At 65.5% G+C, this 15,256-nt stretch carries 15 protein-coding genes; 2 read left to right on the forward strand and 13 right to left on the reverse strand.

Going from position 1 to position 15,256, the window contains the following annotated elements; translation table 11 throughout:
* Nucleotides 1-178: 178 nt before the first annotated feature.
* Nucleotides 179-370: a hypothetical protein gene (locus AB0I14_RS13000; protein ID WP_358021385.1), complete on the forward strand. Its 192-nt coding sequence runs from the start codon at nucleotides 179-181 to the stop codon at nucleotides 368-370.
* 19 nt (nucleotides 371-389) lie between these two features.
* On the opposite strand, the gene AB0I14_RS13005 is transcribed toward AB0I14_RS13000, so the two are convergent.
* On the reverse strand, nucleotides 390-1,649 hold the full coding sequence (locus AB0I14_RS13005; RefSeq protein WP_358021388.1) for a DUF222 domain-containing protein: 1,260 nt from the start codon (nucleotides 1,647-1,649) through the stop codon (nucleotides 390-392).
* 96 nt (nucleotides 1,650-1,745) lie between these two features.
* On the opposite strand from AB0I14_RS13005, the gene AB0I14_RS13010 reads away from it, so the two are divergent.
* A complete protein-coding gene (locus tag AB0I14_RS13010) occupies nucleotides 1,746-2,483 on the forward strand; it encodes a hypothetical protein (protein ID WP_358021391.1) in 738 nt (245 codons plus the stop codon).
* Here AB0I14_RS13010 and AB0I14_RS13015 read toward each other — a convergent pair.
* The 12 genes from AB0I14_RS13015 to AB0I14_RS13070 are packed head-to-tail and all read right to left on the reverse strand — an operon-like array spanning nucleotide 2,446 to nucleotide 15,256.
* A complete protein-coding gene (locus tag AB0I14_RS13015) occupies nucleotides 2,446-3,132 on the reverse strand; it encodes a YoaK family protein (RefSeq protein WP_358021394.1) in 687 nt (228 codons plus the stop codon). The genes AB0I14_RS13010 and AB0I14_RS13015 overlap by 38 nt on opposite strands.
* A 16-nt stretch (nucleotides 3,133-3,148) precedes the next feature.
* Nucleotides 3,149-4,066, reverse strand: a complete 918-nt coding sequence (locus tag AB0I14_RS13020; protein ID WP_358021397.1) for a mammalian cell entry protein — start codon at nucleotides 4,064-4,066, stop codon at nucleotides 3,149-3,151.
* A complete protein-coding gene (locus AB0I14_RS13025; RefSeq protein ID WP_358021400.1) occupies nucleotides 4,033-4,593 on the reverse strand; it encodes a mammalian cell entry protein in 561 nt (186 codons plus the stop codon). Before AB0I14_RS13025 ends, AB0I14_RS13020 begins: the two co-directional genes overlap by 34 nt.
* The gene (locus AB0I14_RS13030; protein ID WP_358021402.1) at nucleotides 4,590-5,567 is read right to left on the reverse strand and encodes an RDD family protein; all 978 of its coding nucleotides are present in this window, start codon (nucleotides 5,565-5,567) and stop codon (nucleotides 4,590-4,592) included. Before AB0I14_RS13030 ends, AB0I14_RS13025 begins: the two co-directional genes overlap by 4 nt.
* Nucleotides 5,564-6,208 carry a hypothetical protein gene (locus AB0I14_RS13035; RefSeq protein WP_358021405.1) on the reverse strand — a complete coding sequence of 215 codons (645 nt, stop codon included), beginning with the start codon at nucleotides 6,206-6,208 and terminating at the stop codon, nucleotides 5,564-5,566. The genes AB0I14_RS13030 and AB0I14_RS13035 overlap by 4 nt, the downstream gene beginning before the upstream one ends.
* Nucleotides 6,178-7,728 carry an MlaD family protein gene (locus AB0I14_RS13040; protein WP_358022788.1) on the reverse strand — a complete coding sequence of 517 codons (1,551 nt, stop codon included), beginning with the start codon at nucleotides 7,726-7,728 and terminating at the stop codon, nucleotides 6,178-6,180. The genes AB0I14_RS13035 and AB0I14_RS13040 overlap by 31 nt, the downstream gene beginning before the upstream one ends.
* 6 nt (nucleotides 7,729-7,734) lie before the next feature.
* A complete protein-coding gene (locus AB0I14_RS13045) occupies nucleotides 7,735-8,886 on the reverse strand; it encodes a virulence factor Mce family protein (RefSeq protein WP_358022791.1) in 1,152 nt (383 codons plus the stop codon).
* Between the two features lie 23 nt (nucleotides 8,887-8,909).
* The gene (locus tag AB0I14_RS13050) at nucleotides 8,910-10,553 is read right to left on the reverse strand and encodes a virulence factor Mce family protein (protein ID WP_358021408.1); all 1,644 of its coding nucleotides are present in this window, start codon (nucleotides 10,551-10,553) and stop codon (nucleotides 8,910-8,912) included.
* A gap of 18 nt (nucleotides 10,554-10,571) precedes the next feature.
* The gene (locus AB0I14_RS13055; protein ID WP_358021411.1) at nucleotides 10,572-12,137 is read right to left on the reverse strand and encodes an MCE family protein; all 1,566 of its coding nucleotides are present in this window, start codon (nucleotides 12,135-12,137) and stop codon (nucleotides 10,572-10,574) included.
* The gene (locus AB0I14_RS13060) at nucleotides 12,134-13,165 is read right to left on the reverse strand and encodes an MlaD family protein (protein WP_358021414.1); all 1,032 of its coding nucleotides are present in this window, start codon (nucleotides 13,163-13,165) and stop codon (nucleotides 12,134-12,136) included. Before AB0I14_RS13060 ends, AB0I14_RS13055 begins: the two co-directional genes overlap by 4 nt.
* Nucleotides 13,162-14,382: an MCE family protein gene (locus tag AB0I14_RS13065; RefSeq protein WP_358021417.1), complete on the reverse strand. Its 1,221-nt coding sequence runs from the start codon at nucleotides 14,380-14,382 to the stop codon at nucleotides 13,162-13,164. The genes AB0I14_RS13060 and AB0I14_RS13065 overlap by 4 nt, the downstream gene beginning before the upstream one ends.
* Before the next feature lie 4 nt (nucleotides 14,383-14,386).
* A complete protein-coding gene (locus AB0I14_RS13070; RefSeq protein ID WP_358021419.1) occupies nucleotides 14,387-15,256 on the reverse strand; it encodes an ABC transporter permease in 870 nt (289 codons plus the stop codon).

The raw sequence follows: 15,256 nt of genomic DNA on the forward strand, positions 1-15,256 counted from the left end.
CATCGCGTTTGGCGAAGGCGTCGGCCCGGTCGCCTATCCGGTCCTCACCACCGACGGCTCCGACGACTTTCTCACTTACGACAATGACCGGACCACCCTGCGCAACCCGGACGGACGTGAGCGATGCACGTTCAACGACCGTCCCACGGATGCCACGGGACGCATGTCCCCGGACGGCATGGCAGTGATCTTGGGCAAGCAGGTCGTGTTCGGCACCCGCGACGCACTCGCGAGCTTCGACCGAAATACCTGTGCGCCAGTGGCAATCATCCCGACCACGGTGCGCGCGGCGGCGCTCATGGCAGTCCCGGGAGCCACCCTTACCGTGCGCACCGACGACACCGGCACATGGGTCGACGGCTACGCCTGATCCGCGACGTTTCCCCGCGCTATGCGACTTTGGGCGGTGGTTGGGGTTGGAAGGGTTGGTACCACCACCAGTCGGCGCGCTCGCCGGTAGGCCCGGGGCACGGTGGAACATCGGGTGGAGGTGTGGTGGGTGGCCGGGCCAGCGATCCCTTAGCGAGTGGTCTGCCGGCACTGTCGGTGACACCGAGTTGGTGGGCGGGGCCGGTGATAGTGATGCCGCCCCGATGATGCAGCCGGTGGTGGTAGGGGCATACGAGTACAAGGTTGTGGAGTTCGGTGGGTCCGCCGTCTTCCCAATGCACGATGTGATGGGCGTGCAAACCACGGGTGGCCCCGCAGCCGGGAACCACGCAGCACCGGTCGCGGTGCTCCAGTGCCCGGCGTAGCCGGCGGCTGATCTGTCGGGTGGCGCGGCTCGAGCCGATCACCTGACCGTGGCGGTGGAACCAGGCTTCCCAGGTGGCGTCACACAGCAGGTATGCGCGTTCGTCGTCGATGAGTAGTGGGCCCAGATGCAGTGCGGCGGCGGGTTTGTCGCCGTCGTGGTCGAGGTCTACATGCACCACCACGGTGGTGTGCTGCCCATGTGGGCGGCGCGCCGCCTCGGTGTCCCAGCCGGCTTCGACCAGGCTCATGAACGCATACACGGTGTCGGGGAACGGCGGCGCCGGCACATCATCAGTGTCGTGATCGCGTTTCCAGTCGGCGATCACCGCGTCGTGGTGCGACTGAAGCGCCGCGCCGAATTTCGCGGCTTCCATCCGCGGCAGCCGAATCCGCCAGGTGGTGTACTCCGCCTCAACGATTTTGGTGATCGAACGCTCGGGCTCGGACCTGGGCTTGGGCGGTGGGTCGGTTTGTGGTTCCAGCTTGACCGCAGTGCGCAGCTGATCAACCGTAGCCACCGCAGCCAGCTCCGCGTAATGCTCATCGGATCCGTCGGCGGCCTTCTCAGCGATGACCCCGACCTGGTCCAGCGACAGCTGGCCTTCGCGCAAACCGGCGGCACACCGGGGAAACTCCTCGAGCCGACGCGCGACGGCCACCACCATCTCGGCGTTGCGTCGTGTGACACCGGTCTTCCACGCGACCAGCGCCTGGATAGACCGAGCACCGGTCGCGCCGCACAGCTCATCGCGGTCCAGTTCGGCGACGATCTCCACGATGCGACCATCGATCGCGTTGCGTTGACCGCACAGCTCCGACAACTCCTCGAACAGCACCGCGAGACGTTCATCCGGACGCGCCTCAGCGACCACGGAAGCGGCGGTCGAGGACATGACTCAATTGTGGCAACCGGGTCCGACAAGTTAGATCGACCGGAGCGGTGACAACCGCGACCATCCGGCAAGATAGCTGCGGTGGGGATAAACCTGTTGCCTTCTGCGCATCTCTCAGATGCTGACGTCGCCGGTGCGCTCGACAATGCGGTGGCCGTGATCAACCCCGTACTCGACATCTTCACCCGATTCGACCCACTCGGCCTGAGGCGGCGTACCCATCGCGAGGGCCCCTCAGACGGGGCTGTCGGCAAGTCCCTCGACATCGCGGCCGCTGTGCTCAACTTCGCCGAACTGCCGGGCACCAAGGCCTGGGCCGACATGGATCAGGACGGCCACGTGAAGTGGTGGGTGCATCGTGCGGGCGCGGTGACCACCATCCTCGTCGCCTTCCCCGGCGCGCTCGGGGCAATCGCCGATCGGCTTCCCATTCAGGACGTCCTGGGCTTCTCCAACCAGGCCATCGTGTTGTGCGCGGTGGCCCGCGAGGACGGCGTCACCGATCACGGTGATCAGGTGCAGCTACTGGGTGCGGTGTTGTGCGACCGCCAGCTCGCCGACACCGAGTCCGACGCACCGCCCGATGATCCCACCACAGCGCCCCCGCAGTCGCTACCCGGAAAGCTGTGGGAGTTCGCCGGGACGCTCCGCGCGGTGGGTGACGAGTTCACGAAAAGGCCGCACCCGCAAAAGCTTTACCGTTACCTCGGCATGCTGCCCGGGATCGGCGCAGTGGCCGACTACGTCGGCGAATTCACCGCCCTGCGGCACGCGGCTGATGCAGGTGCGGCGTGGATCAGCGAGCATCCTCCACAGGAGCCGGCCCGAACTTGAAGATCAACGCGCTGATCGCCACCACCACGGCCGCCGCTCCGATCACGGGCGCAACGGTGAACTGCGACACCGTCCCTCCGAGCACCGCACCGCCACACATCGTCAACACCACGCCGTAACGCAACTTCTCGCGGTCCCCGGTGCCGCCGGCCAGCCTGCTGTCGAAGCCGATGCCGACGATCGTCTGCGTCAGCACCGTGGTGCTCAGTTCCTGGATGCCGAACTGACGCGCCGTCGCATTCTGGATCCCGAACGTCATCGCGAGAACGATGAGGATGAATTTCCGGTTGTCGTCATAGGCCAGCACTCCCGTTCCGCAGAGAATCGAAAGCACGGTCAGCAGAACGACTTCCACCCCCAACGCGGTGGTCAGCCAGTTCCGGACGTGACTGTCGAGATGGCGCCGCAGCCGCCCACCCACCACAGTCCCCAGCACGAACCCCGCGAACGCGACCAGGGCCCCCGTCACATCCACACCCGAGTGCGGCACGAACCAGAAGCCCAGGAAGATCACATTCCCGGTCATGTTGGCGACGAACACATGACCCAGCACCAGCACACTGACCGCGTCGACGATTCCGGTCGCACACGTCAGCAACAGCAGTGCCACAACGGTCGACCGCTGCGTCACCGGGGAGGCGATGGCCATGCCTACATCCTCACCGCTACAGCTGCGGAGACAGGTCCAATTGGGTCAACGCGGGCATCTGGGTGATGCGCCAATCCCCATCCGTGCGCTGCAATGTCAGCCGATAGGACGAATACCGCAGCGACGGAACGTTCTTGGTGACCGGACTCGTCGACACCGTGTTGGTGTAGACGATCGCGGTGGCCTCATCGCCGCCGATGGTCTCCACCGCGGTGCCCATCACCTCGGTGTTGTTGGTGACCTTGGCCTGCTTGTTGGTGGGCACGATCGAATCGATCAGCTGCCGGTACTGGTTGGCGAAATCGGTCGACAGATACTTTGCGGCCCGGTCCGGCAGGCTTTCGATGTTGTCCGGGTTGTAGGTCCACAACGTGGTGATGGCATCGGCCGAGGTCTTCGCCACTTGAAGCTTGGTCGCCACCAATGCCCGGTCGGCCAGATACGGCTGCAGCATCGCACCGCCGAAAGCCCCGGCCGCCACGAATACCACCGCAGCACCCGCCGCGAAATACGTCAGGCGCTTGCCGGCCTCACGGTGCGGAACCAGAACCTCGTCCTCGGCCGGTTCAGTGTCCGTCGCCTCGACGTCGGCTTCACTGTCCGGCTCCTCCGTCGCCTCAGCGTCGGCTTCAGGCTCAGCTTCGGACTCGACGGACGCGTCAGGTTCCGCGTCCGACTCAGTTTCGCCGGCACCTGCGGACTCGGCGTCACCTTCGGGCTCGGTCACGGCCTTGCGGCGCGACTTGCCCGTCGGGGTCCGACGCTCCGGAGCGGACTCCGCATCCCCGGCGTCGTCGGATTCAGAGACAGACTCCGAAACCGATTCCTCTACCACCGCCTCGGCACGGCCACGCCGCCCGAAACGCAGTCTGCGGCGCGGCTTGTCAGGCTCGCCGGTGGTCAGATCACCTGAATCAGCTGGCTGATCTTCCACTGCTGTCCTTCCCAAATCGTCGTCGCAACCCAGCGGCTGCCGCTTTCGATCACGGACTTGCCGTCCGCGGTTCGTGTGCTGATCTTGGTGGCGACCAGCACGTCGGCACTGCCGTTGTCGTTCCATCGCTGGATGCCGGCATCGAGCACAGCACCCTCCGTCGGCTCGGCACGCGCTACCTGAACGACGATCTCGTTCTGCTTCTCGGAGAACATCTTTCGGAAATCACCGGTCGCCTGTTCCTTGATGCGATCCGCGTAGTCGTTGGCGTGGAACGGATCCAGCGTCGTATAGACCGTCATGAACTCGCGCACGTAGTCGAGCGCGCCGGCACTCTTGATCTCGGCACGCCGATCGGATTCGTGACGCACCAAGATCAGGCTGCTGCCCGCAATGGCGGCCGCGATGAGCAGGGCGGACAACATTCCGACGATCGGCAGGCCCCAACGGATGGGTTCCTTGGGCTCCTTGGGCTCGACCGCGAAGTAGTCGCGCTCATCGGGCTCGATCCGGCGACGCGGGCTCACTGTCCGCCCCCGTTCAGTACCGGCCGCTTGAGCACCGTGAGGTTGTCGACGAGCCAGTGATCATCCGACTTCTTGAACTCCACCCGCACCGTCGCGGTGATGAACTTCAGTTCCTGTGGATTGGTGCCGCGTTGGCCCTGCAGCGCCACCAGCATGTTCGCCGTATCCGAGGTCACGCCCGGCAGCACCGCGCTGCTCACCGCCCAGTAGTCGTTGGTGGTCGGCCCGGCCTTACGCACGGCGTCCTGCTGAGTGACCAACTGCTGCCGATAGTTTTCGGTGGCCAGCGCCTGCGCCTTGGTGAAATCCGCGTCGACGGAATCCACCCCGTAGCTGAGCAGCTGCTCGACGATGCGCGGGCCCTGCTCGGCGATCTGTGCGCGCGCCTGATCCACTGCCCGATCCTGGCGGTACACGGCCAGGTATCCCACACCGCACGCGATTCCGCTGAGCAGCGCGAGAGCCAGCAGCATCGCGCCGACACCACGCCGCACGTTGCGTTCAGGCCGCTCGACGCGGCGCACCTCGGTGCGGGTCAACAGATCGGCGAACGTCCGGTTGCGCGAATCCCACAACGGCCACAGCCAGCCCACGAACACCGCCGCGGTGTCCAGCAGATGCGCGAGATCACGCAGCAGCAGCCGCCCGAGACCGGCATCGCCGGCCCGTGAGACCACCCGGATGCCGAACACCGACCGACCCGGGCTCCAGCCCGTCACCGCCGGCAGCAGAACGCGATTCACACCGGCAACGGCGACCAGCAGGACCAACGCCCCCGCGTACACCGCCCACCACGACCACTCGCCCAACGCCGTTCCCTGGATGACCAGCATCAGCGTCACGATCAACCCGGCGGGCGCCAACACGTCGATGGCCAACGCCCCGGCACGAGCCGCCCACGACGCCAACCGCGCCTGGTCCGCTCCGGTGACCTCGGTGGCCGCCGGACCGGCGTTGTCCAGCACAGCGGTCACGACGACGTGACCTGGTCGAGCCGTGCGACCTTGTAGTTGCCGTCCTCGGCGCGGGCCATCTTCACCCGCAACCGATAACCCTGCTCTTCATCGGACTTCTCGCTGTTGGTGACCAGCACCCGCACCGCGACCAGCAGGTCCATCGACCCGTCGTCGTTGTGCTTCTCCACCGCGGCCCGCAGATCCGAAACCTTCACCTGCACATTGGCGGCCTGGTACGCATCGAGCAGCATGCCGCTGTAGAGACCGGCCTGTGCGCCGAAGTCACCCGTCGCGCATTCGATGATCTTGGTCTGGGCCTCGATCATCGCCTGGGTGTTGGGCGCCTGGGTCGCCGTCACACACTCCTTGGCCGCCTGCAAGGCCTCGGCCTCGTCGCTGGCGATCCGTTCACTGTCCTGATGAGCGCGCAGGGCCAGGTAGCCGCCGACACCGACGGCAGCCGCCAAGACCAGCAGCCCGGCGAGGATCGCCGCCATCCAGCCCCGACCCAGACGCGTCGGCCGCGAGCCGGCCTCCTCGGCGTCCGTGGCCGAGATCGGATCAGCGATCTCGGTGACTTCCTCCGCTTGCGGTTCGATGGTGTGAGTGTCCTGCTGGTCGGCGAGGTTCAGCTGGCTGGCGCCAGCATCTCCTTCCATCCGTCATCTCCTGGTTTATTCGAGTTGGTGACGGAGTACTTCACACCGCCGGGACCGACCACCTCGCCGCTTGACGGGCTATAGGTAGCGGTCGAACCTGCTGCCGGAGTGTAGATGCAGGGGTTCGGCTGCTGTCCACTACAACTCACATTGCCACCCCGCGGCGCCGTCAGCGGATCGCTGCGCATCGCCGTTGATTCCGGTGGTGGAAGCTGACTTGCCGGCAACGGGTTCAACCCATTATTCACCGAAGGCGCGGGAATCACCCGGCCCGGATCAACCGGCTGATCGCAGCGCGCGGCCGGGGCCGGGCAGTTGCGGATCTGGTTCGGATCGCCATACCACGGGTTGGTGCCCAGTGGCTGGTAGGGCTCATTGCTACGGCACTCCATGGGCGAGGCGGCCCGCTTACCGGGCACGTCGGCACACGGGTAGTTACGCGCCCCACGCACCGCGTTCGGCGCATCCTTGGGGATCTTGCAGTACAGACCCGACGGCAGCGGTGCCGTGGACGTGTCCGCAGGCGAGCGCCACTGCGACGCGGGCAGGAACCCGGTCAGGCACGGCGGCGGCATGTTGATACCGAGGCCAAAGTGCAGCAGGCCCTTGGGCGCGAAGATCGTCGCAGTCTGGGCGACGGCACCACCCTGGGGCAGTGCCACCAACACCTGCTCGACGTTCTTGTTGTACCGCTTGAGCATGTCGATGACGATTTCCAGGTTCGCCAGCGTCTGCGGCAACGACTCCTGGACATCACCGAACACCGAGTTCAGCTGATCAGCTGTCGGTGCCGCCTGCTGGATACCGCCCCGCAACGCAGCGTCGTTCTGAGCACTCTGCGCGGCCAGCGTGTTCAGGTTCTTCGCCCACCGCGAGATCGCGTCGCCCGAATTCACCTGACTGTCGATGATCGGCCCGGAGTTCTCGACAATGTCGTTGACCGACCCGATGTTGTCCTTGAAGTCACTGGCGATCGCCTGGGTGGAATCGACCAGATGCTGCAGTGACGGCCCGAGCCCACCTACCGCTGTGGCCGTCTCGTCGAGCAGCGTCGCGATCTTCTCCTTCGGCAGCGCCGCCAGGCCCCTCTGCGCGGCGTCCAGCGACGGACCCACCTCGGCGGGAACGGTGCCGATCTGGATCGTGTCGCCGTCGCGGAAGTACTCCTTCGCGCCGCCCTTCGAGACCAGGTCGATGAACTGCTCACCCACCGCCGACACCGAGTGCACGTTGGCGCTGGCGTCGATCGGCACCCGGAACTGGTTGTAGATGTTCATCTTGACGTGAGCGCCCTGCTCGGTGGGCTCCACCGAGGTGACCTTGCCGATCGTCGTTCCGCGATAGGTGACGTTGGCCGTGGCGTACAAACCGCCCGAATTCGGGAGGTTGGCGTTCAGGTTGTACATCCCGACACCGGCCCAGGTCGGCAACCGCAGGTAAACCAGCGCCAGCACAACCAGGGCGATCAACGTCAGCACCGTGAACAGAACGAGCTGCATCTTGATGAAGCGGGTCAGCAACATGTCTCACTCCCCCCTTTCCACAAGCGGGCCACCAGGTGCGTCGTGCGGGTTCGGCGTGAACCGGACATCCGGGATCATCGTCGCCGGATCGCGGCCCCACGCCTGCTCCAGCGCGCGGAGCATGCCCGAGACACCGGTACCGGACAGGAACGCGTTGTCCACCGAGCTCAACGTCAGGTCGATCGTCAGCGACACGTTGATGTAGTCGCCGCGCACCGCCTTCGGGATGTTCTCGATGTTGAACGGCACCGTGAGGATCAGCTTGAGCGCCTCAACCAGGTACGGAGCCGAGCGCGCCAACTGCTTGAGCGGCCGCTGCAGGTTTTGCAGGTTCGTGTGCAGGTTGGCGTTGCTGTTCGACAACGTGTCGTCAGCGGCCTTCGACAACCGGCCCAGCGAGGTCACCGCGTCGGCGAACAATTCGCGCGTGTCGGCGAAGTGCTGGATCAGCGGCGGGAACTCGGTCAGCACCCGATCCAACGTGTCGTTGCGCGCCGCGACGATGTTCAACAGCCGGTTGGTCGAATCGATCGCCCGGGTGATGTCGTTGCGCTGCTGGTTGAGCTCGTCGGTGAACGTGTCGAGCCGGCCCAGGAAGTCGCGGATCTGATCGGCGCGACCGTTGAGGATGTTGAACACCTCGGTCTGGATGGTCTCGACGTTCGGGATGCCACCGCCGGTCAGGATGCCGGAGATACCGGCCAGCGTCCGCTCGATCGTCGGGTAGGCCGACGACTGTGCCAGCGGGATGGTGTCCCCGTCGCGCAACTTCTCCTCGGACGGCTTCGCCGGCGGGTTGAGCTCGATGTGCTGCGACCCCAGCAAGCTGGTCTGGCCGATCTTGGCTTCGGTGTTCTTGGGCAGCTCGATGCCCGGCTCCAGGTCGAGGGTCAACGTCGGAACCCAGTTGATCAGCTCGATCTTGCGGACCCGGCCGACGAACACGTCGCGCACCCGCACCCGGCTGTTGGCGTTGAGCGCCAACGTCTCCGGCATCTGCACGTACACCGTGGTGTGACCGGACTCGGTGCCCGGCCCGCCCGGCAGTGGCACGTTGGCCACGCCGCGCCACTGCCCACACGAGGTGAGGATCAGCGTGGACGCCGACAACACCGCGACACGTCTACCGACGCGACCCCATTTGCGTGTCTTCATCCGGCCTGTCTGTTCGCTCATCATCACGGCTGCCCTCCGGCCTCGGCGGGCAGCGCCGGTCCGGCGGGCGCCGGGCCGGGTGCAGGAGCAGCTGCCGGTGCGGGACCCGACATCGGGTCACCCGGGATCACACCCGGCGCGGGCGCCGGCGGCGGTCCGGGCTGCGGATACCACGGCGGCGGCAACGGATTGGTTTCGTTGTACGAGTTCGGCGGTCCGGGCAGGTTGCCTCCGGGCGGAGCCCCGAACGCCGGCGGGGCCGGCGGGGCCACGATGTCCGGGCCACCCATCAACTCGGACAACGACTCCGGGGTCAGCATCTGCTGCGTGGCCGGCTGCACCTGCACACCCTGCATGCCCGGCGCGACGGTCCAGCCCGGCTCATGGTTGCCGTGCGAGAACAAGGTGTCGCGCGACCAGATGCCCGGGACGGTGGTGTCCTTGTAGCCCCCCGGCGGCTGCAGGCGCGGATCCGAGTAGGAGATCTGCTTCGGCAGCGTCATCGCGGTGTTGGCCAGGTTCTGGCCGAACGGCAGGAAGTTGAACTTGATCGCGTCGAGGATCGGCGCGAGGTACTGCGCGCACAACTCGGCCGAATCCTGGTACCCCAACCGGCTACCCGCCTGGATCGAACTGCAGATGAACTGCAACGGGTTGGAGAAGTTGGTCAGGCCCGGCAGAACCGGCAGACCCACGATGCCACCCTGGTTGGGCGAGACGATGTTGAGCACGTTGGCGGCCAGGTTCGGGTAGGCGTGCAGACCCGTCTCCAGACCGTTGCGCGGCTCGGGCTGCAGGATCGCCGTCGTCGCCTCCGACAAGTTGTTCACGTCGTGGGCGAGCACCCCGCCGTTCTTGTCGAGGAACTCACGGGTGGTCTTGAGCACCCGGTTGAGATCCTGCAGGGCCGTTGCCAACTCCTGATCGGTGTTGGTGAACGAGTTGGTGAACTGCGCCAGATCGTGGTTGAGCGCCACGAACTGCTGATCGCTCTTGTGCAGGGCGTTGACGAACAACGCCAGGCTCTTGACCACCTGGAAGAAGTCGCCACGACCCTGGTTCAGCGTCGTCAGCGCCTCCGACAACCCGTTGAGGGTGCGGTTGAGCTGTTCACCCTTGCCCTGGAAGCCGTCGGCGAAGGACTCGATGATGTCGCCGAACGGACCCTTGGGCTGTTCGGCGGTCGGGCCCAGATCGTCGAGCAGACGGGTGATCTGGTTGCGCAGCTCGTCGTATTCGACCGGGATCTGGGTGTTCTCGATCGGGATGACTGCGTTGTTCTTCATCTGCGGCCCGCCGGTGTAGGGCGGGGACAGCTGGATGACGCGCGAGGCCACCAGGCTCGGGTTCAGCACGGATGCCGTGGCGTTCTCGGGCATCTTGTACTTGTTGTTGACGTGGAAGACGACCTTCATCTTGTCGCCGTCGGTCTCGATGCTGTCGATCGCGCCGACCTTGACGCCCATGATGAGGACCTTGTCGCCGGGGTACAGCGCAAGGACCTCGGGGAAGTACGCGGTGACCGTGGTGTTGGTCATCTTCTTGTACAGGTTCAGGCCGAAGTAGCCCAGCACCAGGGCCGCCACCACCGCCAGCGCACCGACGATGATCGCTGCCCGTGAAGCCTTGGGCAACTTGATGTTTCGCACATTGAAAACGGTAGACATAGCTCCCTATACCCCTGTCTATCCCTGCGACCCGGGCGGAAGGAACGGCGGATTACCCGGCAGCGGCGGCGTACCCACCGGCCCCGCATCCGGCCCCGGTCCCGGCGGTGCCGGGGGAGCGTTCAGCGGCGGCGGGTGCGGTGCGTAACCCGGGATGTCTCCCGGCGCCACCGGCAATGGGGCAATCGGAACGGTGCGGGCGCCGGGCGGGCCGGGCGCCAACTCGACAGGGGCGCCGGGCTGATCCGGAGGCATCTGGCCGGGGATGGCCCCACTGGGCACACCCGGCGAATGCGCGATGCCGTCAGGATTCGGCGCCGAGGTCGCGAGGTCCGGCGGACCGTACTCCGGGCCGCCGAACGGACCCTGGGTGGCCGCTGCGCACGGCATCGGGTTGCCCGGGGACGGGATTCCGGCCGCGGTCGGCGTGTACGAGCACGGCGATCCAGGCGGGACGGCAGGTCCCGGATGCTCCGGGGTGCCTTCCAGCGGTGTCGGGGCCGGCGGCGGAGCGCCGTTCTCGAACCGCTTGCCATTGGGATCGGGGAAACGGGACGAGGGCAGGCCGGCGTTACGCCAGAACTCCTCGGGGTCGATGCCGCGCTTCTTGAACGCGGAATCGACGAAGGGCTGCAGGATCTGCGGCGGGATCAGGTTGACCAGCATCACCTTGAAGTACGGGCCAGAGGCCAGCGCCTCGGCCAGGGAGGTGATGAACTTCCCCGCCACGGTCAGCGTGTCGGCCAGATCCTGCTTGCGCTCGACCAACAGGTCGCTGACCGTACGCAGCTGCTCCAGCACGTGGTTGAGGTTCGGGTTGTCGTTGATCAGGCCCTCGACCTGACGCGACACCGACGACACCCGCTCCAGCAGCATGCTCACGGCCTGGCCGCGCTCGTTGACCGCGGCCAACAGGGTCTGGGCGTTCACCAGCAGCTGGTTGACCTGCGTGCTGCGGTCCCCCAGGATCGTGGCCACCTTGTTGGCGTTGGCCAGCAGCTTCTTGACGTCCTCGTCGCGCTTGCCGATGGTCTCGGAGAACCTGGCCACCCCGTCCAGCGCGGCGCTCAGGTGCGGCGAGGTCTGATCGACCGTCTCCGACAGGACATTCAGCGATTCCTTGACCGACTTGGTGTCCCAGCCCGACGCGTTGCGCGTGACGTCGAGGAACGCGTCGTAGATCTGGTACGGCGTGGTCGTCTGGCCCAGCGGCAACATCCCGCGGGGTTGCAGCGTCTGGCTGCCTCGCGGCTGGATCTCGATGTTCTTACGACCCAGGATCGTGTCGGTACGGATCGCCGCGCGGCTCTCGGTACCGATCGTCTTCCCACCCAGGGTGTAGCCGATCTCGACCTTGTCGCCGTTGATGTCCATGCTCTTGACCGTGCCGACATCCATACCCGCGATGCGGACCTTGTCGCCCACGCTCAGGCCACCGGTATCGGAGAACTGGCCGTAGTACGTGGGGACCGCGAACAGCATCGGCACACTCGTCAGCGTCGAGCCGACGCCGATTACCAGTGCCACGACCGCGACGCCCATCAGGCCTTTGCGGAAGCGGTCGGAACCTTGCAGTGTCCTCATCGCGGCGTGCACCTCCCCGACGGCTGTGAAGCGAGTCTGACGGTTCGGACGGGCCCGCCCGGCTGCAACCCGTTGAGCTTCAACGAAAGGTCACAGGCATAGAAGTTGAAGAAGTCACCATAGATGCCACCGGCACGGCCGATGATCTTCAACGCTTGTGGGAACTGCACCAGGATGTCGTTCAATTGCTGCTTCTGGTCGATCAGCGGCTGCTGGATGACCTCGAGTTGACCGATGGTGTCCTTGAGCAGCGGACGGTTGTCGGACAGCAGATCCGCCAGCGAACCGGCCGCATTGCTGATGTTGGCCACCGAGGCTCCGATCGGATCGGCACGGTTCTTCAGCCCGGTGATCAGCGTCTCGAAGTTCTTCAGGGTGTCGTTGAACTGCTGCTGATGCGCAACGGTGGTGTCCAGGACGATGTTCAGATTCCGGACCACCTCACCGATCGCCTGATCCCGGTCGGCGATGCTCTGGGTGAGCTGCGCCGTCTGGTCCAGGATGTCGTTGATGGTGCCGCCCTGGCCCTGGAAGATCGTGATGATCGACTGGGAGATGGTGTTGACCTTCTCCGGGCTCAGCGACTGGAACAGCGGACGGAAGCCGCCGACGAGTGCGTCGAGGTCCAGCGCCGGCTCGGTGCGTTCCAGCGGAATGGTGCTGCCGGGCGCGATCTTCGTATTGCTCTCGCCGCGCTTGAGTTCCAGGTAGCGGTTGCCGATCAGGTCCTGGTAGCGAATCGCGGCCGTGGTCTGGTCGAACAACGGCAGCGACTTCTCGACGTTGAACGTGACCTCGGCCTGCTGGCCACCGTTGACCAGCTTGACGCCCGAGACTTTGCCGACCTCGACACCGGACGCCCGGACGAACTGCCCGGTGCGCAAACCGCTGACGTTCTTGAAGACCGCCGAGTACTCGGCGGTCCGGTTGAACCGGATCTGACCGAAGACCACGAAGATGATCGCAGTGAAGGTGAGCAGCACCAGTGAGAAGATGCCGAGCTTGATAAGCGTGCCCTTGATGCTCATGGGTTGATCGTGTTCTCCCCCACTTGGCGTCCCCACACGTACTCGGCCACGAGAGGTTGCCCCAGCTCGAGGTGGTTGTATGGCGCGATCGATGCCCCGGTATCCATCACCAGGTACGGCATGGGCCACAGGTCCTTGGTAATCGGCTGCCAGCAACCGGGCCGGCCCTCGGGCCCACCCTTTGCGTTGACCCGCGGCAGGTTGTCGGGATAAACGTACGGGTTGCCTACACCCATCACCAACGACTGGGTCTGCAGCGAGTAGCCGTTACCACCAAGTGCGCCTGCAAGTTTCGGGCCGGCGTCGTGGTAGTTGCGGATCGTGCAGAACAGCGCCGGGCTGTACTTGTCGAGCAGTGCCGAAGTCGGCAGCAGGTCCTGCGCGCCGCGGACCAGGTACGGGCCACCCCGCTCGAAGATGTCGCCGCCGGTGTTGCCGAAGCCGACCGCGGCCACCAGGGCCTGGTCGAGGTTGCCGCGCTGCTCGTTGAGCGTGCGGGCAGTGGTGACGGCGTTCGTCAGGCCGTCGAACAGGTCCGGGCCGGCGTTGGCGTAGACCTCGCCCAGATCGGCCAAACCGGCGATGTCGCGGCGGATCTGGGGCATCCGCGGGTTGAGGTCGCTCAGGATGTCGTTGCCGTTGACGATCGACTGGCCGAACTTGTCACCCAGACCGTCGAGCGCCTGCGCGGTCGCGGTCAGCGTCTGGTTCAGCTTGATCGGGTCGATCTGCTCGGAGATCGCGGTGATCGTCTCGAACAGCGTGTTGAACTCCGTCGTCACACCCTGCGCACGGATCGGCGTCGACGGGGACAACCGCTCCTTCGACGGGTTCGGCGGCGACAGGAACGAGATGTACTTGTTGCCGAACACCGTGGTGGCCCGCAGTTCCGCACTCACGTTCTCCGGGATCAGCTTCAGATACTGGGGCTTGACGTCCAGGGTCAGCTTGGCCTCGGGGTTGTCGTCGACAGTGACGACGTCGACCGAGGACAGCCGCCCGATGGGCACCCCGTTGAAGGTGACCTTCGAGCCCGGGTCCATCGACAGACCGGCCCGACCCGACAACACGGTCAGCTGTGTCTTCTTCTCGAACGATCCGCGGAACTGCATCCACGTCAACGCCACGATCACCGAGGTGATGAGGGCGAGGATCAGGCCGGCCAACTTGTACGGCGGGATCTTTGGCTTGTTCAGAGGTGCTTGAGGTGCTGTCATGCCGCTACACCGTGAGGTTGAAGTTGGGGTCGGTGCCGTAGAGCGCCAACGATGCCAACAGGACCACCAACACGATTGCGATCAACGAGGTTCGCATCGACCTCCCTACTGCCTCACCCACACCGACGGCACCGCCACTGGCGTAATAGCCGAAGTAGCAGTGGTTCAACATGACTACGACGGACATGACGATGACCTGGAGGAAGGACCACATCACGTCGTCGACGCGCAGGAACGTATGGAAGTAGTGCTCATACGTACCGACTGACTGCGAGTAGAAGACCGTCGTGACGAACTGCGCAGACAGGAAGGACAGTAGGACCGCCCCGGCGTAAAGCGGGATGATCACGATCGAGCCGGCGATCAGGCGGGTGGACACCAGATACGAAATCGACCTGATGCCCATGACTTCCAGCGCGTCGATCTCTTCGCTGATGCGCATGGCGCCGAGTTCGGCGGTCGCGCCGGCACCGACGGTGGAAGCCAGGGCCTGACCGGTGACGACCGGGGCAACGACGCGGATGTTTGCCAGGGCGGCGAAGAAGCCGGTAAAGGCCTCGACACCGATGTTGCCCAGGGAGGCGAAGCCCTGGATGGCGATCAGGGAGCCTGCCGAGAGCGTGACGAAACCGATGATCGCCACGGTGCCGCCGATGACGGCCATGGCACCCGTACCCATACCGATCTCGGCGACCAGCCGCAGCGCCTCGCGCCGATAGTGCCGGAACGCGTGCGGGACGGAGCCGATGGATTGGACGATGAACCACGCGACGTGGCCCATGCTGTCGAGGAACCGGCCCGGCGTGCCCGCGATGTCTGAGGTGCGCGAGAACGCCCGGGGGAACCGGGAGCGAAGGACTGTTGCGGTACTCAT

The organism is Mycobacterium sp. NPDC050441 (assembly GCF_040655355.1).
Lineage (GTDB): Bacteria > Actinomycetota > Actinomycetes > Mycobacteriales > Mycobacteriaceae > Mycobacterium.

Excerpts from the sequence above, each read along its gene's own strand:
- AB0I14_RS13000 (WP_358021385.1), top strand. The coding sequence starts at position 179 with ATGGCAGTGATCTTGGGCAAGCAGGTCGTGTTCGGCACCCGCGACGCA.
- AB0I14_RS13005 (WP_358021388.1), bottom strand. The coding sequence starts at position 1,649 with ATGTCCTCGACCGCCGCTTCCGTGGTCGCTGAGGCGCGTCCGGATGAA.
- AB0I14_RS13015 (WP_358021394.1), bottom strand. The coding sequence starts at position 3,132 with ATGGCCATCGCCTCCCCGGTGACGCAGCGGTCGACCGTTGTGGCACTG.
- AB0I14_RS13035 (WP_358021405.1), bottom strand. The coding sequence starts at position 6,208 with ATGGAAGGAGATGCTGGCGCCAGCCAGCTGAACCTCGCCGACCAGCAG.
- AB0I14_RS13045 (WP_358022791.1), bottom strand. The coding sequence starts at position 8,886 with ATGAAGACACGCAAATGGGGTCGCGTCGGTAGACGTGTCGCGGTGTTG.
- AB0I14_RS13050 (WP_358021408.1), bottom strand. The coding sequence starts at position 10,553 with ATGTCTACCGTTTTCAATGTGCGAAACATCAAGTTGCCCAAGGCTTCA.
- AB0I14_RS13055 (WP_358021411.1), bottom strand. The coding sequence starts at position 12,137 with ATGAGGACACTGCAAGGTTCCGACCGCTTCCGCAAAGGCCTGATGGGC.
- AB0I14_RS13060 (WP_358021414.1), bottom strand. The coding sequence starts at position 13,165 with ATGAGCATCAAGGGCACGCTTATCAAGCTCGGCATCTTCTCACTGGTG.
- AB0I14_RS13065 (WP_358021417.1), bottom strand. The coding sequence starts at position 14,382 with ATGACAGCACCTCAAGCACCTCTGAACAAGCCAAAGATCCCGCCGTAC.
- AB0I14_RS13070 (WP_358021419.1), bottom strand. The coding sequence starts at position 15,256 with ATGAGTACCGCAACAGTCCTTCGCTCCCGGTTCCCCCGGGCGTTCTCG.